Below are 23466 nucleotides of genomic sequence, written 5' to 3' on the forward strand. Positions count from 1 at the left end.
CGGAACCTTAACAAAGTCAGCTCGAGGCCCGCGGCTTGCGCGTGAGCTGGACCAGCCGCTCCGGGGAATCGAGCCCGGGATCGGGGCCGTCGAGATCCTCCAGCACCAGCTCGAACAGCCCGTTGTCGAACGGCCTCCCCGCGGCCGGCGCGGCGGGCACGAGGCGCTCGCGCTTGCCCTGCGCGGCCAGCGTGCGCGCGCGAAAGTGGCAGTACGGGTTGTTGCCCGGCCGCCCGAAGAGCGCGTGCGCCGTGAAGGTGCACCCGCCCATGCACACCTCCGCGAAGGCGCAGCTCCGGCAGAAGCCCCAGAGATCGTCGGCCGTGCGCGCCCGCGCGAACGCGAGGCGCGGCGCCTCGTCCCAGATCTCCTGGAGCGCGCGCCCGCGCAGGTCGCCGCCCACGTAGGCGTCGCTCTGGAGCGACGGGCAGCCCTTCACCGCGCCGTCGGACTCGATCCCCAGCACCAGCTTCCCGGCCTGACAGCCGCGAAAGTGGTCGCGGCCGCCCTCGCGCAGCGAGCGCAGGAGCGCCTCCTCCGGGCCGAAGTAGCCCAGGTTGTTGCCGGGCATCACCGTGATCCCGTCGCGGAAGGCCCGCCGCTTCAGCGCGGCGATGCGCGGGAGCACGTCGAGCAGATCGTAGGGCTGGAGCAGCATCGCCGGCCGGTCGGCCGCGCGGCCGAGCGCCGCGGTGATCTGCACCTGCCACGCCTCGATCCCCTGCTCCCGGAGCAGGTCGTAGAGCGCCTCCAGATCGCCCTGGTTCACCCGGTTGAGGTTGGTGTTGGCCGCGGTGAGCAGCCCCGCGCCCCGGAGGTGCCCGAGCGCCGCGAGCGCGCTCCGGTGGCTGCCCGGGGCCTTGCGGATGAGGTCGTGGGCGCGCTCCAGCCCGTCGACGCTGACCGAGACGCTGTGCAGGCCGGCCTCCTTCATCTGCGCCGCGATCTCCGCCGTGATCCCCCGCCCTCCGGTCGTCATGGTCGGCCGCACGCCCGCGGCCTTGAGCGCCGCGATGATCTCCAGAAAGCCGTCGTGCAGGTAGGCCTCGCCGCCGATGAGCACCACCTCGCGCGCGCCCATCGCCGCGAGCTGCCGCACCACGCCCAGCGCCTCGTCGGTGCCGAGCTCCGAGGGCCGCGCGGCCCCTGCCCTGGATCCGCAGTGCCGGCAGGGCTGATCGCAGCGGAGCGTCAGCTCCCAGACCACGTACGCCGGGAAGTACTCGCCGGGGACCACATCGAGACGGCGCAGCGCCATGCCGGAGCCTACCGCGAACTCCGCCGCCGGCTCCTGCTCTCCGGCGCCCTTTCGATCGCGCGGGGGATGGATGATGACCTGCGCACGCGCACGCGCCACGCGCACGCCGCTGCGCCACTCCCCTTCATTTTCCTTGTGCGTCGCCGAGGCGGCTTGCCATAGAATGGGACGGTTTGACCTCCCTGGCTCGGCCTTCCGAGGCGCGCCAGGGCTCGGCCTCATGGCCCAACGGCGGAGATCCTCATGCTCACCCTCGGCGCTTGTCCTTGCTGCGATGGTTTCCTGCCTCCCGGCGCTTCCGCCTGCCCGCATTGCGGCGCGACGCCCACGGCCGAGCGCGTCACCTGCGCGCAGGCGCGCCACGGGATCGCGGGCCGGCTGCTCGCGGCGGCGTCGGGCGGCATGATGGCTGTCACGCTGATGGCCTGCTACGGCATGCCCCCGTGCGACGAGCCCGCGACCGACAGCGACGGCGACGGCTACCAGGCGACATGCGAGGGCTACGGGCCCGAGGAGGACTGCGACGACGGCAATCCGGACATCCACCCCGGCGCGACCGACGTGGCAGGTGACAGCATCGATCAGGACTGCAGCGGCGACGACACCCCGCTCGGCACCGGCGGCGCGGGAGGCGGCGGAGGCGGCGCTGGCGGCGCCTCCTGACAGATCCCCTCACCTTGTTGGCATTTTAATGGGGAATTGAACAGGGAGACGGGGAGACGGGGAGACGGGGAGACGGGGAGATTGATTTTTTACTCTCCTTCTCCCCGCCTCCCTGTGAATCTTCCCGAAAAATTCGAGGGGACGCCTCGCCTACGGAGCTGCGGCCCATTCGGACAACGCATGGCGGACGCGCTCGAGATATCCCCCCTCGCGCACGATCTCCTGGTATCCCGGCACCGCGCCGACCCACTCCCGCATACGCACGTTCGACGCCTCGGTGAGGTACATCGTGGGAAGTCCCATGAGCGCGGGCCCGTCCATGCCCGCGGTCGTCACGCCGAGCTGACCGACGAGGCCGTGCGTTCGCTTCAGGTGCTCGAAGAACTGCAGCTGCGCCCGGCGCATGTCGAGCTGCCGGAAGGTCGGGTCCTTCCAGAAGAGCGTCATGTCGATCGCTCCCTCGGGGACCCGCGCGTCTCGAAGGGCGTCGCCGGTCAGCACAGGCACGAGCCCCGTGCGTTGAACGAGGTCCGTCAGCTCGAGCAGCTCGGCGAGCGTCGTGTTGCGGTGCGGGTGGTGGCTCCCCTCGCGGATCCAGAGCAGCACCTTCTTCCGGCATGACGCCCCCGCCCGCGCTTCCGCGAGCCTGCGATCGACCCAGGCGATCACCGATTCCGGAATCGGCGCGTCCGCCAGAAACGCTGTGCGAAGTCTCCCCTGGGCGGACGACGGATCGACCTTGAAGGCGCGGGCGACGATCTCCGTGGTCTGCTTCACCGCGCGCGGGCGCGGGCGGTACGCCTGAAGGTGATCGCACAGGCCTGCATCGCGCAGAAACGCCTCGGCTTGCGGCGTTCCCGGTTTGCCTGGCTCGACCTGGATGGCCGCGCCCGCGAGGACGGCGGCCGCGGCGACGTACCACCCCTCGCCGAACGAGAAGCCGCCGTCCGTGTGGAATGTATACGCGTGGTTTCGCTCCTCGATGATCCTGCGCGCAGCGCGGGCGGCGACCTCGGCCTCGTGAGCCGCCGCGCGCGCAGCGCGGGCGACCTTTGACCGCAGAGAGCCGCCCTCGAGCTCCGAGGCGCTGATGGCGGCCGCGCGCGCCGAGGCCTCTGCGCCGGTCACGATCGCCTCCACGCGCCGCCAGCCGTCGTCGCAGGCTTCGCGCGTCGGCGCGCGCTGCGCGCTCAACGAGAGCTGGCCCGCTCCGTGGAGCGCGTCTGCCGCCCGCGCCGCGTGGGCCCTCGCCAGCGTCGAACGGGCGCCCATCGCCGTCGCGAGGATTCGCTCTCTTCCAGCGTCGACCTCATGTTCCTGGAGGGCGGCGCGCTCCTGCTCGGCGGCGGCCAGCGCGCGATCCGCCTGCTCGATCGCGCATTCGAGCAGACGCCGATAGCGCTCGCGCTGCCCCGGCGCGTGCAGCGTGGTCGCCAGGGCGAGCGCGGCGTCGAGGCTGCTTTCGGCGTCGCGCCCGATGTGCTGCGCGGCGAGCGTCTCGGCGACAACCACTCCCATGCACACCGGCTCGAGTCCCTCGATCATCGTGACCTACGCCGGACCGCCAGACCGGTCAAGCGCTGTCGCCCGCAGGGTGTTCCGCGTCGGTGAATCCATCACGGATTTCCTGGACAGCGCGCTCGCGCGCGGGGGCGAGCCGCCGGACGCTCGCTGCTGGGACGCCGGCGCGGTTGAGCACCGGCGACCCGCGTCCAGCAAAGTTCAGTTAGGATATCCGGGGATGTTCACCTCCATCGCGTAGAGCGACGCGCCCGACGTGATGTAAAGGGTCTTTCGATCGGCCCCGCCGAACGCGACGTTCGACACCTCGCCCATCCCCGTGATCGCGCCGAGCCTCGCGCCGCTCGGCGCGAAGACGTCGATGCCGTCGCGCCACGCGATGTAGAGGTTGCCCGCGCAGTCGACGCCCATGCCGTCGGCCTTCGGCAGGTTCGCCGCGAAATTGGACGAGGCGCCGGGTGCTCCTTCGGCGCTCAGCGGATAGCGAAGGATCCGGCCGGGGGTGAACTCGGTCACGTACAGCACGCTCTCGTCCGGCGAGAGCGCGACGCCGTTGGGGGTTTCCAGCGTGCCGATGAGGCTCACCGCGCCGGACGGGGACACGCGGTAAGCTGCTGTCGGCAACTCCGGCCTGCCGGCGCTGAGCTGAAAATCGGGATCGGTGAAGTAGACGTTGCCGTCGCTCCGCACGACGACATCGTTCGGGGAGCTGAACCGCTTGCCCATGTACGATCCGGCGATCTCGCGCCGCGCCTTCGTGCCGAGATCGAACACGGAGACGCTGCGCGTGTCGTGGGTACACCCGATGAGGTTCCCGTCGCTGTGGAGGCCCAGCCCGTTCGTCCCGCTGTTCTCGAGGAACACCTCGATCGTGCTCGGAGGCGTGAGCTTCTGGATCTTCGCCTTCGGGCCGTTGAGGGGCGGCGTGTTCTGCGCCTGCATGTTGATCTCCGAGAAGAACAGCGCCCCGAGCTCGGCGACCCAGACCGGGCCCTCGACGTACGTGAACCCCCCTCTCACCAGCTGCGGCCTGCCGTTCGCCGGCACCGGATCGGCCGCGTACGGGCCGCCCGGGCAGACGGCCGACACCTCATCACCGCCGCCCGCCCCGGCGCCGCCCGCCCCGGCGCCGCCCGCCCCCGCGCCGCCGCTCCCCGCCGCGTCGCCCCCGCTGCCGCTCGACGCCGCCGCGCTGCCCGCGCCCGCGCCCGCGCTGGTGGAGCTGGAGCTGGAGCTGGAGCTCGTGGCGCCCACGCTGCCCGCGGAGCCGCTCGACCCGCCAGCTCCAGCGCCGCTGGAGGATCCGCCCCCGCCCTCCGACTGGAGCGGGTCGTCGTCGCCGCCGCCACAGCCATTCGCCGCGACGAGCACGATGCAAGAAACGACGAGCGAGTACGTGACCTTCATAAGCAAGTGCCTCCAAGCGCCCCCCGGCTGGTGTGCCGATCGGGCCCGCTCATCATCGTCAGCTCGCCTCGCGCCGCAAGGGCCGAGGCGACCGAGCGGCACCGCGCCTCGAACGCGCGCTCCGCGCAGGCCAGGGACCGGCGCGCCGCGCTGCGCCGTGAACGGCGGCGGCGGGCGAGGAGGCAAGCGGCGGCCGGCGACGGTAGGATGCAGGGAACCATGAAAATTGCTGTTTACGGCTTCGGAGCCATCGGCGGTTTGCTCGGCGCCCGGCTGGCCACGGCTGGCTGCGACGTGAGCGCCGTCGCGCGCGGAGAGAACCTCGCCGCCTTGCAGAAGCGCGGCCTGCTGCTGCAAGGCGAGGGAGAGATCACCCGGGTGCCGATCCGCGCCTCGGAGGATCCGGCCGCGCTCGGCGCGCAGGACGTCGTGATCATCGCGGTCAAGGCCACCGCGCTGGCCGACGTCGCCGCGCGCATCGCTCCGCTGCTCCGCGAGGACACGATCGTCGTCCCCGCGATGAACGGCGTGCCGTGGTGGTTCTTCGCCCCCGAGAACGTGCCGTATGCCGGCGCCCGGCTCCGCTCGCTCGACCCGGGCGGCATCGTTCCGCGCGCCATCCGGCTCCGCCAGGTGGTCGGCTGCGTCGTGCATCTGTCGGGCTCCAGCCCGGAACCGGGGCTGGTGCGCGTCGGCCTCGGCAACCGCCTGCTCCTCGGCGAGCCGGCCGGCGGACCTTCGCACCGCGTGGGCGCGCTGGTCGAGCTGCTGCAGCGCGCCGGCTTCAACGCCGAGGCCAGCGCCGATATCCGGACCGACATCTGGTACAAGCTGTGGGGCAACATGACGATGAACCCGGTGTCGGTGCTCACCGGTGCGACGTGCGATCGGATACTGGACGATCCGCTGGTGCGCGGCTTCTGTCTCCAGGCGATGCAGGAAGCGGCGGCGATCGGCGCGAGGATCGGTTGTCCGATCGCGCAGAGCGGAGAAGACCGGATGGAGGTCACGCGCAGGCTCGGCGCGTTCAAGACATCGATGCTGCAGGACGCGGAAGCGGGCAAGGCGCTGGAGATCGACGCGCTGGTGACCGTGGTCCACGAGATAGGCAAGCTGACCGGCGTACCGACGCCGACCATCGACGGCTTGCTCGGCCTCGTGCGCCTGTGCGGCCGCACGCGCGGCCTGTATGCCGGATGATCCGATCGTCGCTCAGGGCCGGGCTCCACCGCAGTCGCCCGGGCAATTGCAGTCGTTCTCACCCGCGCCGCAATCGCCGTCGCCGCATGTCGCGCAGAGGTGCGCGTCGGGCGCCGTGGTCACGCACGCGCCGTCGACGCGCGCCATGCTCGCGATGGGCGTGAGACCCGGGCAGCAGGCCGTGAACGCCTTGCTCGACGCCATCTCTCCCTCGCCCGAGCAGCGCGACGCGAGCGCGGCGCACGAGCCGTCGGCTTGCTGGACATACCCGGGCAGGCAGTCGCACTGCGGCCGCCGGGGGCGCAGCACCGGCACCGTGCCGGCCGGGCCTCTCGGCCCGAGCTGAACGGCAGCCGCGGCCGGAGACCGCGCCGACGCGGCGCCATCCGGGCTCGCCGGCGGCGGGGGGCTGGCTCCCTCCGGGCCCGCTGGCCCCGCGGGAGGCGTGGCGATCTTGCCGTCGGGCGTCTGGGACTCGATGGGGATCCAGTCGACGATCTGGCCGTCCGGCGTGACCGTGGTGGCCACGACGTGCTCGCGGGGAGGCCGCGGCGTTCCCCCCGGCGCGCAAGGGTTTTCAGCGCCCGGGTGCGGGGGATCCGCCGGGTCGGGCCCCCTGGCGGCGCAGGCCGTGGCGAGGAGCAGCAGGGGGCACAGGAGCAGAGCGAGCGCGCGCATGGGCATGTAAACACGAGAGCCCGCGGGATCTTACGGCGCCACGCCGCCTGCGGCGGCGGAACGGCGCGAAGCGGGGGCGGGAGCGGCCGGCGTCGCGCGGGTGCCTCGGAGGTGACGCGGCGGGGCGTTCGCGATCGAGCCGATGCCGTTCTGCCGGGCGTGCCACGCGCCCGAGGCGAGGCCGGAGGCGCCTGAGCCGGAGGCGCTCGGGGCGCTCGGGGCGCTCGGGGTGGGGTGCGTGACGTGCCACGTGACGAGCGACGCCGAGGGCGAGCTCGCAAGGCAGGCGGTGGCGCCGGTGCTCGCGGCGCCGTGGGCGGGGCGCCGGCGTGCGGCGGCGCCTCCGTCGATGGGCCTCCGTCCGCCGCAGCCAGCGGCGGCGACGGTCACATGTGCCGGGTCTCTCCCGGCGGCGCGCCCCAGTTGTTGTTGCGTCCGTCGGCGTACCGGATGGGCGCGGAGATGAGCTCCGCGAGATCCACGTCGTCCAGCGAAGCGAGCTGGACCGCCACATAATCGCCGCCGATCTCCTCGACATGCCCGCGCCCGAACGACCGTACGCCGCAGTGTCGACAGAACAGGTGGTGCCCGACCTTCATGCCGAACTGGTAGTCGCTCAGCGCGTCCTCACCCGCGAGCAACCGGAACGCGTCCGGCTTGAGGATCACGTTCCAGTTTCTCGTCTTGGTGCAGATCGAGCAGTTGCACTTGTTGGTTCCGGCGCTGAGGTCGATGTCGGCCTCGAAGCGGACCGCGCCGCAGTGGCAGCTCCCTGTATAGGTTTTCTTCATGTGCAAACCTCCTGGCAGGACGGGCGTTCGCGTTCGGACGCGCGACCCCCTGATGGCCTGACGGTACCCGAATCCGCACCGGCGGGAGCCCCCTTCGAAGCGCCGCCGCGCGGTCTGGAGGCGCGCTGCGCCGGCGGCGCCGGGGCGTCCATCCGCCGAGCCGCGGGTTCGTTGCCCTGACACACATGTCATGCCGCTCGGCGGGCGCCTGGCACAAGGCGTCAGGAGCGCCGGCTTCTTGCGCCCGCGCAGGTGGCCCGCCCGTTGCTATGCCAGCGCGTCCATCCACGGCGGTTCCGCCGGAGAGAGGATGCCCTCCATGACCTTATCTCTTTTTTCCCTCGTCCCACTCGGCTCTTTCGCGCGCAAGGCCGCCGCGCTCGCCGCCGGATTCACCGTGACCGCCGCCATGCCCGGCTGCATCATGGACCCGAAGTCATGCACGGAGATTGGCTGTAGCGACGGCTTCTCCATCACCGCCGCGACGGCGGACAAGCGCTGGGCAGCGGGAGAGTACACGCTGGAGGTCGCAGTGGACGGCGACAAGGTGTCGTGCGCCTACAGCTGGACGAACACGCCGACGGTCGGCGGCGGCGGCGTGTTCGTCCGGTGCAGCCCGACCGTCAGTGTCGCGGTCAATGCGGTGACAATCTGCACGGAGACGAGGCGCGGCGACGCCGTCTCCCAGAGCTGCGTCCCGGCCCCCGGGCAGTTCACCCAGCAGCTCGCGATTCAGGGCACGCCGGCGCGCGTCGACGTCGTCGTGCGCCGGGACGGCGCCCTCGTCGGAGAGCGGAGCTTCACCCCCGCGTACCGGACATCGTACCCGAACGGCGAAGACTGCGAGCCTGCGTGCCGGCAGGACGCGCAGGACTGGGCGCTCCCGTAGCCGCCGGCGCCGGAGGGGCGCCGAGGCGCTTACCTAATCCCAGCGGGCGGAGAGCACGCCTCTCATCCGGTCGATCCGCAGCGCCCTCTCCAGGGCGCGCCCCTCGTAGGCGCTCAGGAGCGCGGGGAGCGCCTGCCGGGCCAGCGCCAGCAGCGCGCGGCGGCGGACCTCCGGATCGAGCCTGCCCTCGACGACGATCTGGCTGAAGGCCAGGGCGAGGATCGCCTCGTCGCGGGTGAGCAGGCCGTACTCGTCCTCTTCGCCGAGCGCCTCGACCTCGGCCGCGTCCACGGCGTCCCAGCCGGCATTGCCGACCTCCCAGCGCTCGAGGAGCGCGTCGAGGAGCTCGATCGGGCTCTTCTTCGGGTGCTCGTCGCGGAAGTCGCGGAAGGCGTTGAGGGTCTCGTGCGCGGTCTCGTTGCCGAACGGAGCGGTCTCGTCGGTGAGCGACCAGAAGAACGGGTCGGCGAGGGCAGCGGCGGCCCGGGGGTGGCAGTCGTCGGGGGAGAGGTCGGGGAGCTCGGGCGCTTCGGTCATGGCAGAGGGCTTTCCGTCGGGTGAGGCGCGGGCGCGCCGCGCCGCCACCTTACCGCGTCGGCGCGCCCCGTCCGAGCGCGGCGCCCTCCTCCCCCGTCATTTCCAGTGCCATTTGCCCTTCCCCTTGCCCTTGTGCTTGTGCTTGTGCTTGTGGATGACGAGGACCCGGCCGTCGTCGTCGTCATCGTCGTGCACCACCACGGTCGGCTTGACGTCGACCTTCACGGCCCACGTGGTCGCCACCAGGACGCCGATCACGGGCGCGCGCGGGCCGACCACGATCACCGCGCCTGGACGGTAACCGCAGAGGACCACGTGCGTGTGCCCGCCTTCCTTGAGCACCACCGTGATCTTGGTCGGATTGACCTTCACGTCGAGCTTGCCGGTGAAGTAGAGCCGCTCGGGCCCGGGCGCGAGCACGATGACGTCCGGCCCCGACGCCGTCTGGATCGCGAGCTTGATCTCGCGCTCGCCGATCGGCACCGGCTTGAGGTTGAGATCCAGCACGTACACGCGCAGATCCCCGCTCTCCTTGTCGGCGACGATCTCCACGATGTCGTCTCCGACCGGCTGGAGCACGCCCCCGTTCGGCCCCTTGGTCCCGTCGAGCTGGGTGGTCTGGTGCTCCCTGGCGCTCTCCTGGAGCTCCCGGGTCCCGCCGCGCGGCACGTGCAGCACCCCCTTGAACGGCTCGCCCTTCACCTTGAGCTCGTAGCTGACCTCGGTCAGGTCGTCCTCGAGCGGCGGGAGCTTGGCGAGCAGCACACCGCCCGATTTGGGCTCTGGCACGAGCGCCGCGCTCATGGGGGCTCCGCCCTTGCCAGGCACCTTGACCGAGACGCTGCCGGACACGTCCGCCTCGATGGGCTTGCCGTCGCGATCCTTCACGAGCGCCGTCACCTGCCCGTCCTGGGCCACCGTCATGAGGACGGACCCGGGCTCGTGCTGCTCCGTCAGCGCCCAGTTGTCCTCGATGCTCTCCGCCGTGATCTGCGGCGACTTGCTGCAAGCGGGCGAGGCGAGCGCCGCGGCGGCGACCCCGAGCGCGACGACCATGGACCGGAGACAACGTTGGATTCGCATACACCCCTCTCTGGCAACACCCTGAAGGCTTGATCGCCTCATACCTGCTTGCGCGTCACGGACCAGATGAACCCGTCGTACCAGAAGTGCATCAGCGCGACGGCCTGCGTGATCGACCACAGCGCGCGGTCGTCCGCCGGCGCGAGCTCGGCCCAGACCCCGTACACAAGGACGCCCCCGAGGAAGACCGCCACCGCGATCGGCGCCCCGGCCCGGAACGCGTCGAGGCGCAGCCGGCGGCGGAGGCGGCCGCCCTCCGACCACCAGACGAGCGCCAGGTACTGCACGGCGTGGAACAGGTTCATGATGAAGAAGGCCTGTCCCCAGGGGTTGAAACCCCACGTGTAGATCGAGCAGAGGCCCGTGCTGACGAGCAGCCACACCTTGGGGAACGACACCCGATACCCCCGCCGGATCATCGCTCGGTAAGCGAGCGCGTAATAGAGCAGGTACGACGTGCCCGCGGCGATGACGGCCCAGCTGATGACGCGGTGGCTCGACGTCATCAGCGCAGGGACGGCGGTGAAGAAGGCGGGGCCCACGCCCTCGAAGGCGTCGAAGCTCTGGAAGTGGAGAAGCATCGTCGCGCCGCCCAGGATGGGGCCGGCGTAGAGGACGAGGTTGAGCCACAGGTCCAGCCGGCGGCCGAGCGCCGGCGCGTTCCCCGTGCGCGCGTCGTAGATGCGCCCGAGGCCGAACGTCTGGAGCGCCGAGTGGTAGACGTCCCAGAACACCACGAGGACCGACACGCAGGCGACGGCCCACATGGACAGCATCATCGCGGCGAACAGGGCGACCGGCGCCACGAGGAAGCGGAGCCGGTGCCGCCGGAAGATGTCCGCATTGCCGTGGCTCCGGAGGAGCACCGCGGCGAGGTGGCCGTGGATGAGCGTGCCGATGAAGAGCCCCGCCCCCGTGACCTTCTCCCCATGAAGCCTGAACGTCGCGTCGACGAACGGCGTCCCCGCGATCAGGGCGCCGGCGGCGAGCGCGACGGGCGGCGGAAGCAGAAAGAAAGCCCAGTCGTACCAGGGGCCGACGATGTACGCGGCCCGGCCCACACCGAGCTGCGCAGCGGACACGGGCTCGGCCCGTGCGCTCATGTGGGATGCTCGAGCGCCGCGGGCCGCGGCTCCGGTGCTGCTGGCGAGAAGCCGATCGTCCACCCCTGCACGGCGAGGTGATCGACGAGCGACAGCAGGAAGAGATTCACGCCGAGCATCTCCATCGACTCCTCCACGAAGTCGATGAGCGCGTAGATCAGGTTGTCGCTCCCGGCCCGCTCGGTCCAGTACCCGAGCGGCAGCTCCAGGACGAGGGCGCCTGTGACATAGATCCCGCCCGAGAGGAGGAATCGATTCCGCGTATCTCGCGGCAGGTGCGAGAGGAACTGGAGGTAGGCGACCGCGAACACCGCCACCGCGGCGGCCGCCGGGATCACCCAGCTGAAGTACAGGACCCCGCCCAGATCGAGCCAGGAGCTCGCCGCTTCATGGATCTCGACCACCTCGTCGAGCGAGATGTAGAGGAACGCCGCGGAGAGCCCCCACCAGTGCTTCACGAACTTGCCCGTGCGCCGGGCGCCGGCGGCGATGAAAGCGAGCGTGAGTGAGCACACGAACAGCAGTGACGAGGTGTACCACGTGGGCACATTCTGTTCGTAGCTCAGCGAGAACAACGGGACGACGCCGCTCTGGCTCCCCAGGTGGAGGAGCGGCTTGAGCACCTCGACGCCGAGCCCGGCGCCCGCAATCACCGCCATCACGGCGAGCAGCGCGACCTGGAGCCGGGCCCTCGGGAGGGTGATCTGCATCGAATGAGAAGAACTACGCCAGGACGCCGGACACGGTCAATGCGCAAAGCCGCCGACACCGGCGCAGCGGGGCGGCGCAGCGCGCCCTGGCGAGCGGCCTCGGGAGCGCTCGCCATGCGCTCTCGAGCCACATTCGGTGCAATGCGGTGCGGGCGAACGGGCTTTCTCCGCCGCGTTCGCCCCTGCTGCCCGCAATCGCCGCCGGACGCGCGCTCAAGGAGCGCTGTAGGACACGATCTCGCCTTCGAAGCGGTAGTCACCGCCGTTGGTCCAGAACACGTCCTGACCTTCCGGGGCGAGGATGCGCCAGGCGAAGTGCTGGCCGAGCGCGAGCACGGTGGTCGTATTGCCCGCGAGATCGTGGGCCTGGACGCTGCGGTTCCGGCTCATGTCCGTCGAGAAGAGCGTCGAGCCCCTGAGGGCCAGCCCCGCCATCGAGCCGCCCTGGTAGATCAGCGTCTTCGCCCCTCCGGCGATCGGCGCCTTGAACACGCCGCCGTCGCCGGCGTTGGCCCAGTAGACGAACTGCGCGTCCACCGCGATCCCGGCCGGCTCGCCCTCGTTCTCGGCGATGACGGTCACGTCCCCGCCCGCCTTCGCCACCTTGTAGACCTTGTTCGTCGTGGCGCCGCCGGTCCAGTAGATGTTCTGTGCGTCCTGCGCCAGGTGCTCCGGCGCCCCGGCGCCTTCCGCGAGGAGGACGGGCGCGCCGCCGTCGAGGGGCATCTTGTAGATGTTGTGTCCGTCGCCATCGCCGAAATAGACGGACGACTCGTCTCCGATGACGCTGAGCAGGTAGCCGATCTCGACCAGCGTCTCCATCCCCAGGGTCGATTTGTCGACGCGCTTGAGCGCCGAGGGGATGACCGGTTCGTTGTCTCCGCCGCTCGCCCAGTACACGTGGGAGGCGTTGACCCACAGCGCCTTGGGGTCGGGATCCGCGGGGGTCATCGCCTCCACCTCGGTCGTGCCCGGCTTGACGCGATAGATGTAGCCGTCGTTCGAGTCCGCGGGCGCATTGGCCTCGGTGCCGCCGCTCGCAAAGTAGAGGTAGGTTTCGTCGGCGGCGAGCGCCATCGGGTAGGCGTGCTGGCTCGCCATCGCCGCCGGCGGGACCATCCCGGCCTGGAAGCGGGAGAAATGAGGGGTCTCCGTGATGACGCCGGCAGGGGAAGCGTCATGACGCCCGAGCCGCGTGAAGTCATCGGAGTCGGCCGGCGCGGTGAAGGCATAGGCGTCGAGGATGGTGTTTTCCCCGAGCTCCGCCTCGAGCTCGACGGTGATCGGCAGCGTGAGCGTGATCGGCTTGTCGAACGTCTGCCCCTCCGGGCCGAGGAGGTACATGGGCCCCACCCCGCCCTCGCGCGCGCCCTCGACGCGCTCGATGGTGATGTCGGTCGCCGCGCTGACCGCGCCCGGCGGCACTTCGATCTTGAACCCGTCGTCCGAGGTGAACACGCCGCCCTGAGCGTCGACCGAGAACTGCGGCTCGTTCCCCTGCGCGGCGCCGTCGTCCGCGTCCACCCCCCCGCACGACACGCTGCCCAGCCCGCCCGCCACACACGCCAACACCATGAATGAGATTCTTTTCATCGACTTGCTTCTCCGCGGGCGGTCGCCGCCGCCCATGATCGACAGGGTTGCAAGCAGGGGCACGGCCGGAGTCTCCACGGTCGCGAGCCGATGAGATGCGAACATGCCACAGCGGCGCCTCTTACGAGATGATCGTTGGAGTTGGGATCGGGTGTTGTCGGATCGGCTGCTGCCTGGTCGCCATGAAGACAAAGACGCCGTGAGCGCGCTCCGCACTGGCAGTGAAGACGATTGACTCTGCCGAGCACACTGCACGCGGCCCCGGTGCCGCCGTCGCGTCCACACGACAGCGGAGCCCCAGAGCCGCGGGAAGCGAAGCCAAGCATGAGCAAGTAGGACCACGCCCTACCCGTCACGCTGGTCCCGGGTGAGCAGTTGCGCCGCGGCTCATCGGCGGCTCACAAATCGGCGGCCGTGGAGAGCGTCGTGCGCCGGCGGAGGCCCGCCGGCGGCGGGTCAGCGCCCGGGGAGCGGCAGCCCGGCCTGCGCCGAGAGCCGGGCCATCGCGAGCTTCGCGGCGACGAGCGCCTCCTCCGGCGTGCGGCCCGTGGCGGAGAGGTGGCCCATCTTGCGGCCGGGGCGGGCGACCCGCTTGCCGTAGAGGTGGAGCCGGACGCCTGGGATCTCCAGCGCGGCCTCGAACGGCGGCGGCGCGCCGCCGAGCCACACGTCGCCGAGCAAGTTGAGGATCGCCGCGGGGCGGACGATCTCGACCGAGCCGAGCGGCAGGTCGCACACGGCGCGGACCGCCTGCTCGAACTGGCTCGTCGCGCAGGCGACCTCGGAGGCGTGGTAGCTGTTGTGGGGCCGCGGGGCGAGCTCGTTGATGAGCAGGCGGCCGTCCTTGAGCAGGAAGAGCTCGACGACGAGCAGCCCCTCGACGCGCAGGCCGACCGCGAGGTCGAGCGCGATCTGGACCGCCTGCCCCGTCACCGCGGCCGAGAGCGGGCCCGGCAGCAGCGACCAGTCGAGGATCTGGTCGACGTGGTGGTTCAGCGCCGGCGGGTAGACCGCGAGCTTGCCGCTCGGGCTCCGCGCGACGAGCACCGAGAGCTCCGCCTCGAGGTCGAGGGCCTGCTCGACCACGCAGCGCTGGCCGCCGAGCGACGCGAAGAGCGACGCGGCCTCGCGCGCGAGTTCGCCGATATCGCCGGCGCCGCCGCCATCGTCCAAGCGCGCGTCCCCCGAGAGCCGCAGCTGGCCGCGGCCGTCGTACCCGCCGACGCACGACTTCACGAAGCACGCCCCGCCCATGGCGCGCGTCGCCTCGAGGAGCTGCTCGCTCGTCGCGACCTCGCGGAAGGGCCCCACCGGGAAGCCGTTGCGCGAGAGCCAGCCCTTCTGGACGCCGCGATCCTGCACCATCGCCAGCACGTCCGCCGACGGGCGCACCGGCGCGAAACGGGCGGCGGCCACGAGCCCGTCCGTGGCGACCTTCTCGATCTCGAGCGTCACCACGTCGCACTGCGACGCGAGCTCGGCCGCCTGCGTCACGTCGTCGAACGAGGCGACGATGCAGTGATCGAGCACCGAACGGGCCGGGCAGTCCGGGTCAGGGTCGAGGGCGTGGACCTTGTACCCGAGCGTGCGGGCGGCCAGCGCCGTCATGCGGCCGAGCTGGCCGCCACCGAGGATACCGAGCGTGGAGCCGGGAGCGATGGGCATTTCCGGAGGACCTGGTCGAGGGGGAGCGAAACGAGGCCCGGCGAGGCCTGACGAGCTAGACGATGACCGAGTCGCGTAGCACCGCCGCCTCCTGGGCGCCGCGGAAGGCGGCGAGGCGCTCGCGGAGCTCCGGGTGCTTGCCCGACAGGACCGCCGCCGCGAACAGGGCCGCATTGGCCGCCCCGGGCTTGCCGATCGCCATCGTGGCGACGGGGACGCCCTTCGGCATCTGGACGATCGAGAGCAGCGCGTCCATCCCGTTCAGCGCCGTGGCGGGGATGGGCACGCCGATGACGGGCAGCACCGTCTTGGCGGCGACCATCCCGGGCAGGTGGGCGGCGCCGCCGGCGGCGGCGATGATCACCTCGATCCCGCGCTCCGCGGCCGTGCTCGCGTACTCGAACATCCGGTCCGGCGTGCGGTGCGCCGAGACGACGCGCACCTCGTGCGGGATGCCGAGCTGCGTGAGCAGCTCGCTCGTGACGGCGAGGTGCTCGTAGTCGCTCTTGCCGCCCATGATCACGCCGACCCAGGGCTTCTCGGCCGAGCTCGCTCCCATTTCCGCCGGGGTCCGGCCCTCGCCGGCCCCTCCCTGCGCCATCGTGCTCATCGTTCCACCGCTCACCGGCTCATCGTCCGTCCGTCGTCCGTCATCCGTCGCCCCCCCCGCCCGCGTCAGCGCGTGAGCTGATCCAGGAGGCTCAGGCTCTCGCGCTCTTCCTCGCCGATCTCGCCGTCGGACGAGATCATCTCGCGCGCGGCGTTCAGGAAGAGCTGCCGGTGCGCGCGCGGGATCTTCATCGGATCCACGTCGTCGGCCGCGGGCGGCACCTCGAGCCAGCCGCGCACCTGCTTGGCTTCCTCCGCGTCCAGGTGGAGCCGCAGGATCATCTTGCGCACGAACTCGCGCTCCTGGTCGCGCACCTGGAGGTCGGCCCAGGCGAACGAACAGATGAACCGCATCAGCTGGAGGCGCTCTTCGCGAGAAAGCTTGTCGAGCATGGGGCGAGGACTCTAGCCCGGATCCGCCAGCGTTTTGTGTGGAAATCAGCGAGCCGCGCGCCGCGTAAGGGGATTCCCGGTTCCGGAGTGCCAGCCCCCGCCCGGGCGCCCGCTCCTCGCCGCTCAGCGGTACGGGCGGGCGGCGCGCGGGCCGCGCAGCAGCGCCGCCACGTGCAGCTGCTCGCCGAGCAGGTCGCGCAGGGTGGCGGGGTCCTCGAGCGGGGCCGGCAGCGTGATCACGATGGAGTGCGGCGCGATCCGCAGCGCGCGCGTGCGGGCCTGCAGGCCCTTGACCGCCTCGCGCGCCCTGGGCGAGGCGGCGCGCAGCTGCTCGGGATCGTCGGGATCGAGCGCCGCGTCGAGGGGCGGCTCCACCACCAGCGTGATCTCGGAGCGCTCGGGGTGGGGGCCTCGCTCGAAGCAGGTGTCGAGGTGGAACGTCGCGCCGTCGATCTGCGCGTCCCGGATGCGCATGCGGCCCACCTCGAAGCGGCCGTGGACCTCGGCCGCGAACCGCTCCCATGCCGCGCGCATCCCCGCCATCGGCGTGGGCGGCGGGATGCGCTCGTTCGCGGCGCCGATCTCGGCCGCCAGCGCGGCGAGGTGCTCCAGGAACGCGCCGAGCCAGGGCTGATCGTGGCCCGGCGTCCGCGACCGGACCGACACGTGCTCGTCGTCCAGCCGGACGTCGTCGAAGGCGAGCAGGGCCCGGCGCAGCGGCCCCGCGACCACGGCGCGCACCTGGCCGGGATCGCGCCCGCGCACGCGGTAACGGCGGCCGAAGCCCTCGTCGTCCTCGGACGACAGCGCGAGCAGGAAGCGCCTCACGCCGACCTCCAGGTCGAGCCCCCACGACGGCCAGCGCAGCTCGCCCGCGAGCGCGCCGCTCGACGAGGAGCCCGCGTCGATCCACACCGACGCCGCGGCGCCGGAGAGCGTGCCCGAGAGGCGGAGCTCCAGCGCGTCGAGGGACAGGCCGTGGCGCGCGCCGACCGCTTCCCAGACGGCGCGCCACCTCCCGGAGCCGATCTGCCGCCGCATCGCGCCGAGGCCGGGCGGGCTGTCGAAGACGCCGAGCGCGAGCGGCGTCGTGTGGACGACGCCGTCCGCGCGCGCGAGCTCGACGCGCACCTCGAGCCCCCAGACGAGGGCGACCCAGCCGGCGTCGAACGACGGCGCGACGGAGCGGGGGATCCGGAACCGGAACGGCAGCTCCCGCCCCTCGTCGCGGCTGTCCGCGCGGCGGAACGCAGTGAAGCGGTGCGCCTCGGTCGCGCGGTTCGGCGCGGAGCGGTCGACGCTGAGGAGGCGCTCGACGCCGACCAGCGAGATCTCGATCCCGCGCACGCCCCGGCCCTGCACGTTGCCGAGGGCCACCGCCCCCGAGATCTCGTCGCCCGGCGCGAAGACGCGATCGTCGAGCGAGACCTCGACGAAGGGGCTGTCGCCGCGCGCCGTCGTCCCCGCGGCCGGCGACCGGGCCGGGCGGGTGACGGGGCGGGGCGTGACGAGCACCTCGTAGGACTCCTGGACGTCGAGCCACCACGGGATCGCGATGGAGAGCGTGATGCCGTAGCGGATCTCGGCGCGCGTGCCGAGGTACGAGCAGGGCGCGTCGGCCGGGACCGGGAAGCTCGCGCGGTAGCGCTGCTCGCCCTCCGGGAGCGTCGTCGGCCCCGAGACGCGGGCGACGAGCGAGAGGAAGTGGGGCGGCACGAGGACGCGCTCCTCGACGCGGGCGACCTGCATGCCCTCCAGGTGGAGCGCGATCGCGTCGACCGGCGTCTTCCCGCGGCAGCGGAGCACCAGCTCGACGAGGACGACGTCGCCCGGGTGGACGGTCCTGGACATCCGGAGCTCGACGTCGGGTCGGGTTCGCATGGTGTCCGGCTCAGCGCGGCGGGCGCGGGCTCACTTCACGAGCGGGGCCGGGACGGTCAGGCGGATCGGCCCGCGGGGAGCGCCGCGCTCGAAGAGCTCTCCGCGCCGGTCCGCGACGCCGAGGCGCATGAGCCCGTCCGCGCGCACGAGCGCGAAGGGCGCGCGCGGGGCCGGCGCGTCGCGGACCGAGCCGCCCCGGCCCGCGTCGAACGGGACGATGAAGACCACGACGTCCTCGGCGCCGGCGGCCGGCGCGCGGGGCGGCGCGGCGCGGGCGCAGCGCCCGGCGACCGCGGCGTTCCTGTCCTCGGCGGCGCAGCGGGCGAGCGCGCGGCGATCGTCGTCGGCGCCGCTCCGCGCGACGTGGTCGGCGGCCGCGAGGCGGACCGCCTCCGCGGGGTCGCGCGCGAGCAGGTCCCGGGCCGCGTCGCCGTCGCAGCGGGCGCCGGCCACGGTGAGGGCCGCGAGCGCGTTGGCCCGCACGTAGGGGCGCGCGTCGGCGAGCGCCGCGCAGAGCGCCGCGGCCGCGCGGGCCGGCTGCCCGGCGCGGCCGGCGGCGCGCCCGATCGCGCCCGCCGCGTTGCCCGCCACGGCGGCGTCGGGGTCCTTGAGCAGCGGCAGAAGCAGCGGCAGCGCGTCCTTGTCCCCCGCCGCGCCCAGCGACCAGACCGCGTTGGCGCGGACGCCGGGATCCGGATCGCCCGCGAGCGTGCGGAGCGCGGCGGCGGCCTCCGGGTGCCCCGCGAGCGCCTCGGCGATCTTGCGGCGATCGTCGATGGGCGCCGCCGAGGCCATCCGCGCGAGCGCGGCGCCCGCGGCCTGCCCCGGCATGCGGCCGAGCCCCTCGATCAGCGCGTCGCGCGCGGCGTCCGGCGCGCTCGCGATCGCGGCCGCGACCTCGTGGACGAGGCCCTTGCCGCTCGCGCCGCGCGCGGCCTTCGCGCCGCCGGCGTCGTCCGCGCGCGACAGGGCGCCCGAGAGGGCGATGCCGAGCGCGCCGCGGTCCTGCTCCGCCGCGACCGTGAGGCGCTGGAGCAGCGGCCGGGCGCTCCCTGGGCCGGCGACGCGGGAGAGCGCGATCGCCGCCCGGAGCCGCACGTCGGCCGACTCGTCGTCGAGCGCCGCGAGCAGGGCGGCGTCCACGGCCGCGCCGAGCGTCCCGGCCGCGCGCGCGGCCCCGAGCGCCTCGATCACGGCGAGCCGGAGCGGCGTGGAGCGCGCCTTGGCGAGCGGCAGCAGCGCCGCCTGCGCGCGCGGCGAGCCGGTGCGCCCGAGCAGCTGGACGAGGGCGAGCTTCTCGTCGGGCGCGGTCGCCGGGTCGACCAGCTGGGCGCGCGCCGGGTCCACCGCGCGCCCGTCGGGCCGCGCTGGATCGAGCAGCGCGGTCGCGGCGCGGATGGCCTCCGCGCGGACCGCGGGGTCGGCGTCGCCGAGCAGCTCCAGCACGCCGGGCAGCGCCGCGGGATCGCCGAGCGCGCCGAGGGCGCGCAGCCCGTGCCGGAGCGGGACGACGCCCCGCTGCATCCCCCGCGCGAGCGCGGGCAGCGCTTCCCTGGCCCTGAGCTCGCCGAGCACGAGGGCGGCGCCCGCCGCGGTGTTGGCCGACGGCGCGGCCGCGAGCGCCGCGACGAGCGCGGGGACGGCCGCGGCGCCGGCGCTGACGAGGCCGTCGCGGACCGCCGAGCGCGGCGCCGCGGGGTTGTCCTTCGCGAGCGCCGCGAGCAGCGCCTTCACGGCCGCGTCGGAGCCGATGCGGCCGAGCGCCCGGAGCGCCGCCTCCCGCACGTCGTTGCTCGAGGTGGCGCTGTCGGACGGCCGCGCCCCCGGGAACGCGCCCGCGGCCCCCGGCGACGCCGTGACGAGATCGGCGATCGCCGACGTCGCGTCGTCCGAGCGCAGCCGGCCGAGGGCGGTGACCGCCTCGACGCGCACGTCCTGGGACGCGTCCTGGAGCGCGAGCAGCAGCGCGCTGACCGCGCGCGGGTCTCCGAGCTCTCCGAGCGCGCGCGCCGTGACCTTGCGGACCTCCGGGATCGAGTCCTGCACCTTGCCGATCAGCGGCACGACGGCGCGCGCGTCGCCGATCCGGCCGAGCGCGCGCGCGACCTCCGCGCGCACCTCCGGCGCGGTGTCGTCGAGGTGGCCGAGCAGGGGCGAGACAGCGTCCGGGAGCCCCGCCGCGCCCATCGCGGTCGCGGCGGCGAGGCGGACGTGCGGGTCGGGATCGCCGAGCACCCGCCCGAGCGCGACGACGGAGCGGTCCGTGGGCGCCGCGCGGATCACGTCGCAGGCCGCGAGCCGCAGGCGCGCGTCGCCCTCGCCGAGCCACTCGATCACGAGGTCCCCCGCGCGCGGCATCCGGAGGCGCACGGCCGCCCCGGCGAGGTGCAGCCGCACCTCGATGTCCGGATCGCTCATGCCCCGCTGGATCAGCCTGATCGCCGTCTCCGGGGCGAGCTCGCCCACGCGGGTCGCGGCCAGGCGCCGCTCCAGGGCGTCGCCCGACGTGAGCGCACGCGCGATCTGCTCCGGCACGTTGGGCCAGAGGGTCGCGGCCGCTCCCCCGGGCGACGCCACAGCGGCGGCCGAGGCGGCGACGACGAGCAGGACCTGCGGCAGGCGGCGCAGCGGCGAGGACGAACGGCGCACGAGCCGAGCGTAATACAGCGGGCGCGGCCACGTCATGGCGTTCCAGACGGCTCGAGCGCCGCGGGGCGCGCTGGCGGGGCCGCGCGCCGGCGGGGCCGCGCGCTGGCGGGGCCGCGCGCCGGCGGGGGCGCGCGCTGGCGGGGCCGCGCGCCGGCGGGGACGCGCGCTGGCGGTCGCGCGCCGGCGGGGTCGCGCGCTGGCGGGGGGCGCCTCCTCGCCGCGATCGCGGAGACCGCGTACGCGCCGCGCCGGTCCCCGAGCGCTCCCGCAACCGTCCGTGGCGTGCAACAGTCTGGCGAGGTGTCCAACATGATTCCGTTCTCCGTTCTCGACCTTGCCCCCATCGTCCAGGGCGGAGACGCCGCGCAGGCGCTCCGCAACTCGCTCGATCTCGCGCGCCACGCCGAGCGGCTCGGCTATCACCGCTACTGGCTGGCCGAGCACCACAACATGGGCGGCGTCGCCAGCGCCGCGACGTCGATCGTGATCGCGCACGTGGCCGCCGGCACCTCGACGATCCGCGTCGGCGCGGGCGGGATCATGCTGCCGAACCACGCGCCGCTCGTGATCGCCGAGCAGTTCGGCACGCTGGCGTCGCTCTTTCCCGGGCGCATCGATCTGGGCCTCGGGCGCGCTCCGGGCTCCGACCCGATCACCGCCCGCGCGCTCAGGCGCAACCTGGCCGGCGACGCGGACGGCTTCCCCCGGGACGTCCTGGAGCTGATGGGCTACTTCCGCCCGGCGGAGCCTGGCCAGCTCGTGCAGGCCGTGCCCGGCGCCGGGCTCCGCGTGCCGATCTGGATCCTCGGCTCCAGCCTCTTCGGCGCGCAGCTCGCCGCGGCGCTCGGCCTCCCCTACGCCTTCGCCTCGCACTTCGCGCCGGGCCAGATGACGCAGGCGATCGCGCTGTACCGAAGGGAGTTCCGCCCCTCGGATCAGCTCGCAGAGCCCCGCATCATGCTGGGGATCAACGTGGTCGCCGCCGGCACCGACGAGGAGGCGCGCCGGCTGTGGACCTCGCTCCAGCAGGCCTTCGTCAACCTGCGCCGTGGCCGGCCGGGGCCCTTTCCTCCGCCGGTCGACGATGTCGACGATTTCGAGCGCGACCTGAGCCCCCTGGACCGCGCCGGCCTCGAGCAGGCGCTGGCCTGTTCCGTCGTCGGCTCGCCCGAGGCCGTGCGGCGCGGGCTGGACGCCTTCATCACGCGCACCCGCGCCGACGAGCTCATCGTGAGCTCGTCGATCTTCGATCACGCCGCGCGGGTGCGCTCGCTCGAGCTCACGGCAGCGGTGCGCGACGAGCTCGCCCGCGCTGGGTGAAGCGCCTTGCCCGGAGGCGCGGGCTCGCGCCGGGCGGGGCGCCGGCTCGGCACGCAGCGCCCTCCGTCCGGCTCGTTCGCGGGACGGTGGTCGAGCACCTCCGGGCAAGCCCGCCGCACTTCCACCGAGGTCCTCCACCACCTCCGGGCAAGCCCGCCGCACTTCCACGACGGTGGTCGAGCACCTCCAGGCAAGCCCGCCGCACTTCCACCGAGGTCCTCCACCACCTCCGGGCAAGCCCGCCGCACTTCCACCGAGGTCCTTCACCACCTCCGGGCAAGCCCGCCGCACTTCCATCGAGGTCCTCCACCACCTCCGGACAGCCGTCGGGCGTGCTGGTCATGAGGGATGTCGACGCTGCTCGAAGCTCGGCGAGCTCACGATGAGCTCGTCGGCGCGGGTGCGGGCGATGAAGGCGTCCAGCCACCGAGGCGGGCGTAGACGTCGCCCGATCCCGATCCGAGGGTCAGCGACGCGAGGAAGCGGCGGATGCCATCCGCGTCGAGCCACGCCGTTTCGCCGAGGACGAGGCTCTCTCCGCGGGACCAGTTGTAGCGGTAATCCCCCAGCGAGGTGAGCCGCTCGACGCACTCGAGCGCGATCTCCCGCGCGGCGGGCAGGTATTCGAACGAGAGCGCGGGCAGCGGCCTCGAGAGGCCCGAGAGGACCTCGGCCTCGAAGCCTTCGACGTCGATCTTCACGAAGGCGGGAACGCCGAGCTCGTCGATCAGCGCGTCGAGCGTGCGCACCTCGACCTCTGCGCCCTCGGACCATCTCACGCCCCGGAACGACGGATCCCTCCGTACCTTGTCGATCCAGGCGCGCGACAGCGTCGTGACCGTCGGCGCGCGCTCGCTGACGAAGAGGCGCGCTCGTCCCGGCGCCCGACCGAGCGCGGCGTGCAGGAGGACGACGTCCCCGTCGCGCCCATAGAGGCCACGAAGCAGGCGGACGAACGCGGCCTGGGGCTCGACGGCGACGACGCGCGCGCCGAGACAGCGGAACGCGCGGATGCGATCCCCCGCGTGCGCCCCGACGTCGAAGCAGAGCGAGCCCGGCGTCACGAACTGCCCGTAAAGACGAGCCATCCGGCGGACGCGGAGCGGCACGCCGTAGTACATCGCGAGCGAACGCGCGATGCCGAACCAGCTCTCCACGCGCGTCATCGCGCTCCTTACCGCCCCGCGGGTCGAGCCCGGAGCGTCGCAGGCCCCGCCCGGCGGCCTGGCGTACCTCGTGTCGTCATTCCGCGGCGCAGCTCCGATCGTCAGCCGCCGCGAGCGACGGTAGCACGGCGCCCGCTCACCCGCCGCTCCCTGGGGAGCGTATCGATTCCACGTTACCGAGCGGGCGTTACGTCCACTTCCGGCGCGTCCGTCCGCTCGGCGAAGGCGACATCGACGGCTTCCCTCGAAGCCGGGGAGGATGCGCGGCGAGGCGGATGGATCCGTCGCGGCGCGCGACGGGTCCCGGCCGCCGGCGTCACCGGCCGTGGTTGCGGGTCCACGGGGCGTCC

General features: G+C 73.1%; 20 protein-coding genes. 4 read left to right on the plus strand and 16 right to left on the minus strand.

The features are described from left to right. Positions 1-16: 16 nt before the first annotated feature. Positions 17-1258 carry a radical SAM protein gene (locus tag ACSRUE_RS39210; protein ID WP_441288028.1) on the minus strand — a complete coding sequence of 414 codons (1242 nt, stop codon included), beginning with the start codon at positions 1256-1258 and terminating at the stop codon, positions 17-19. 243 nt (positions 1259-1501) lie between these two features. On the opposite strand from ACSRUE_RS39210, the gene ACSRUE_RS39215 reads away from it, so the two are divergent. Then, positions 1502-1921 (plus strand): putative metal-binding motif-containing protein, encoded by a 420-nt coding sequence (locus tag ACSRUE_RS39215; protein ID WP_441288029.1) that lies wholly within the window; start codon positions 1502-1504, stop codon positions 1919-1921. Between the two features lie 150 nt (positions 1922-2071). On the opposite strand, the gene ACSRUE_RS39220 is transcribed toward ACSRUE_RS39215, so the two are convergent. Further along, positions 2072-3439 carry a hypothetical protein gene (locus tag ACSRUE_RS39220; RefSeq protein WP_441288030.1) on the minus strand — a complete coding sequence of 456 codons (1368 nt, stop codon included), beginning with the start codon at positions 3437-3439 and terminating at the stop codon, positions 2072-2074. 204 nt (positions 3440-3643) lie between these two features. Continuing rightward, a complete protein-coding gene (locus ACSRUE_RS39225) occupies positions 3644-4849 on the minus strand; it encodes an SMP-30/gluconolactonase/LRE family protein (protein WP_441288031.1) in 1206 nt (401 codons plus the stop codon). 219 nt (positions 4850-5068) lie between these two features. On the opposite strand from ACSRUE_RS39225, the gene ACSRUE_RS39230 reads away from it, so the two are divergent. After that, positions 5069-6049, plus strand: coding sequence for a 2-dehydropantoate 2-reductase (locus ACSRUE_RS39230; protein WP_441288032.1), 981 nt, complete (start codon positions 5069-5071; stop codon positions 6047-6049). A 12-nt stretch (positions 6050-6061) separates the two neighbouring features. Here ACSRUE_RS39230 and ACSRUE_RS39235 read toward each other — a convergent pair whose 3' ends face one another. Both ACSRUE_RS39235 and ACSRUE_RS39240 read right to left on the minus strand, forming a co-directional pair. Next, on the minus strand, positions 6062-6727 hold the full coding sequence (locus ACSRUE_RS39235; RefSeq protein WP_441288033.1) for a hypothetical protein: 666 nt from the start codon (positions 6725-6727) through the stop codon (positions 6062-6064). A 386-nt stretch (positions 6728-7113) separates the two neighbouring features. Continuing rightward, the gene (locus ACSRUE_RS39240; protein WP_441288034.1) at positions 7114-7518 is read right to left on the minus strand and encodes a GFA family protein; all 405 of its coding nucleotides are present in this window, start codon (positions 7516-7518) and stop codon (positions 7114-7116) included. A 319-nt stretch (positions 7519-7837) separates the two neighbouring features. Between ACSRUE_RS39240 and ACSRUE_RS39245 the strand changes: the two genes are divergently transcribed. Beyond that, positions 7838-8407 (plus strand): hypothetical protein, encoded by a 570-nt coding sequence (locus tag ACSRUE_RS39245; protein ID WP_441288035.1) that lies wholly within the window; start codon positions 7838-7840, stop codon positions 8405-8407. 33 nt (positions 8408-8440) lie between these two features. Here the strand turns inward: ACSRUE_RS39245 and ACSRUE_RS39250 are convergent, their stop codons facing one another. From ACSRUE_RS39250 to ACSRUE_RS39295, 10 genes are all read right to left on the minus strand, one after another. Further along, on the minus strand, positions 8441-8944 hold the full coding sequence (locus ACSRUE_RS39250; protein WP_441288036.1) for a hypothetical protein: 504 nt from the start codon (positions 8942-8944) through the stop codon (positions 8441-8443). A 96-nt stretch (positions 8945-9040) separates the two neighbouring features. Beyond that, positions 9041-10000, minus strand: a complete 960-nt coding sequence (locus ACSRUE_RS39255) for a hypothetical protein (protein WP_441288037.1) — start codon at positions 9998-10000, stop codon at positions 9041-9043. A gap of 65 nt (positions 10001-10065) precedes the next feature. After that, a complete protein-coding gene (locus tag ACSRUE_RS39260) occupies positions 10066-11130 on the minus strand; it encodes a hypothetical protein (protein WP_441288038.1) in 1065 nt (354 codons plus the stop codon). Further along, positions 11127-11840, minus strand: a complete 714-nt coding sequence (locus ACSRUE_RS39265) for a hypothetical protein (RefSeq protein ID WP_441288039.1) — start codon at positions 11838-11840, stop codon at positions 11127-11129. The genes ACSRUE_RS39260 and ACSRUE_RS39265 overlap by 4 nt, the downstream gene beginning before the upstream one ends. A gap of 213 nt (positions 11841-12053) precedes the next feature. Beyond that, positions 12054-13415, minus strand: a complete 1362-nt coding sequence (locus ACSRUE_RS39270; protein WP_441288040.1) for a DUF5050 domain-containing protein — start codon at positions 13413-13415, stop codon at positions 12054-12056. A gap of 474 nt (positions 13416-13889) precedes the next feature. After that, positions 13890-15098 carry a 5-(carboxyamino)imidazole ribonucleotide synthase gene (gene purK, locus ACSRUE_RS39275; protein ID WP_441288041.1) on the minus strand — a complete coding sequence of 403 codons (1209 nt, stop codon included), beginning with the start codon at positions 15096-15098 and terminating at the stop codon, positions 13890-13892. 55 nt (positions 15099-15153) lie between these two features. Next, the gene (gene purE, locus ACSRUE_RS39280) at positions 15154-15657 is read right to left on the minus strand and encodes a 5-(carboxyamino)imidazole ribonucleotide mutase (protein WP_173427451.1); all 504 of its coding nucleotides are present in this window, start codon (positions 15655-15657) and stop codon (positions 15154-15156) included. 116 nt (positions 15658-15773) lie between these two features. Continuing rightward, positions 15774-16100 (minus strand): TerB family tellurite resistance protein, encoded by a 327-nt coding sequence (locus ACSRUE_RS39285; RefSeq protein ID WP_437551368.1) that lies wholly within the window; start codon positions 16098-16100, stop codon positions 15774-15776. Between the two features lie 123 nt (positions 16101-16223). Further along, positions 16224-17981: a hypothetical protein gene (locus ACSRUE_RS39290; RefSeq protein ID WP_441288042.1), complete on the minus strand. Its 1758-nt coding sequence runs from the start codon at positions 17979-17981 to the stop codon at positions 16224-16226. A gap of 30 nt (positions 17982-18011) precedes the next feature. Beyond that, positions 18012-20630 carry a HEAT repeat domain-containing protein gene (locus ACSRUE_RS39295; protein WP_441288043.1) on the minus strand — a complete coding sequence of 873 codons (2619 nt, stop codon included), beginning with the start codon at positions 20628-20630 and terminating at the stop codon, positions 18012-18014. Between the two features lie 309 nt (positions 20631-20939). Here ACSRUE_RS39295 and ACSRUE_RS39300 point away from each other — a divergent pair, with 309 nt between their 5' ends. Then, positions 20940-21950, plus strand: coding sequence for an LLM class flavin-dependent oxidoreductase (locus tag ACSRUE_RS39300; protein WP_441288044.1), 1011 nt, complete (start codon positions 20940-20942; stop codon positions 21948-21950). Positions 21951-22327: 377 nt separating this feature from the next. Here the strand turns inward: ACSRUE_RS39300 and ACSRUE_RS39305 are convergent, their stop codons facing one another. Next, positions 22328-23116, minus strand: a complete 789-nt coding sequence (locus ACSRUE_RS39305; protein ID WP_441288045.1) for an FkbM family methyltransferase — start codon at positions 23114-23116, stop codon at positions 22328-22330. Positions 23117-23466 lie beyond the last annotated feature (350 nt).

This window comes from Sorangium sp. KYC3313 (assembly GCF_052075895.1).
Lineage (GTDB): Bacteria > Myxococcota_A > Polyangia > Polyangiales > Polyangiaceae > Sorangium > Sorangium cellulosum_B.

Excerpts from the sequence above, each read along its gene's own strand:
- ACSRUE_RS39265 (WP_441288039.1), bottom strand. The coding sequence starts at position 11,840 with ATGCAGATCACCCTCCCGAGGGCCCGGCTCCAGGTCGCGCTGCTCGCC.
- purE (WP_173427451.1), bottom strand. The coding sequence starts at position 15,657 with ATGGGAGCGAGCTCGGCCGAGAAGCCCTGGGTCGGCGTGATCATGGGC.
- ACSRUE_RS39230 (WP_441288032.1), top strand. The coding sequence starts at position 5,069 with ATGAAAATTGCTGTTTACGGCTTCGGAGCCATCGGCGGTTTGCTCGGC.
- ACSRUE_RS39290 (WP_441288042.1), bottom strand. The coding sequence starts at position 17,981 with ATGCGAACCCGACCCGACGTCGAGCTCCGGATGTCCAGGACCGTCCAC.
- ACSRUE_RS39210 (WP_441288028.1), bottom strand. The coding sequence starts at position 1,258 with ATGGCGCTGCGCCGTCTCGATGTGGTCCCCGGCGAGTACTTCCCGGCG.
- ACSRUE_RS39245 (WP_441288035.1), top strand. The coding sequence starts at position 7,838 with ATGACCTTATCTCTTTTTTCCCTCGTCCCACTCGGCTCTTTCGCGCGC.
- ACSRUE_RS39220 (WP_441288030.1), bottom strand. The coding sequence starts at position 3,439 with ATGGGAGTGGTTGTCGCCGAGACGCTCGCCGCGCAGCACATCGGGCGC.
- ACSRUE_RS39240 (WP_441288034.1), bottom strand. The coding sequence starts at position 7,518 with ATGAAGAAAACCTATACAGGGAGCTGCCACTGCGGCGCGGTCCGCTTC.
- ACSRUE_RS39255 (WP_441288037.1), bottom strand. The coding sequence starts at position 10,000 with ATGGTCGTCGCGCTCGGGGTCGCCGCCGCGGCGCTCGCCTCGCCCGCT.
- ACSRUE_RS39260 (WP_441288038.1), bottom strand. The coding sequence starts at position 11,130 with ATGAGCGCACGGGCCGAGCCCGTGTCCGCTGCGCAGCTCGGTGTGGGC.
- ACSRUE_RS39300 (WP_441288044.1), top strand. The coding sequence starts at position 20,940 with ATGATTCCGTTCTCCGTTCTCGACCTTGCCCCCATCGTCCAGGGCGGA.
- ACSRUE_RS39285 (WP_437551368.1), bottom strand. The coding sequence starts at position 16,100 with ATGCTCGACAAGCTTTCTCGCGAAGAGCGCCTCCAGCTGATGCGGTTC.
- ACSRUE_RS39225 (WP_441288031.1), bottom strand. The coding sequence starts at position 4,849 with ATGAAGGTCACGTACTCGCTCGTCGTTTCTTGCATCGTGCTCGTCGCG.
- ACSRUE_RS39215 (WP_441288029.1), top strand. The coding sequence starts at position 1,502 with ATGCTCACCCTCGGCGCTTGTCCTTGCTGCGATGGTTTCCTGCCTCCC.
- purK (WP_441288041.1), bottom strand. The coding sequence starts at position 15,098 with ATGCCCATCGCTCCCGGCTCCACGCTCGGTATCCTCGGTGGCGGCCAG.
- ACSRUE_RS39235 (WP_441288033.1), bottom strand. The coding sequence starts at position 6,727 with ATGCGCGCGCTCGCTCTGCTCCTGTGCCCCCTGCTGCTCCTCGCCACG.
- ACSRUE_RS39305 (WP_441288045.1), bottom strand. The coding sequence starts at position 23,116 with ATGACGCGCGTGGAGAGCTGGTTCGGCATCGCGCGTTCGCTCGCGATG.
- ACSRUE_RS39250 (WP_441288036.1), bottom strand. The coding sequence starts at position 8,944 with ATGACCGAAGCGCCCGAGCTCCCCGACCTCTCCCCCGACGACTGCCAC.
- ACSRUE_RS39270 (WP_441288040.1), bottom strand. The coding sequence starts at position 13,415 with ATGGTGTTGGCGTGTGTGGCGGGCGGGCTGGGCAGCGTGTCGTGCGGG.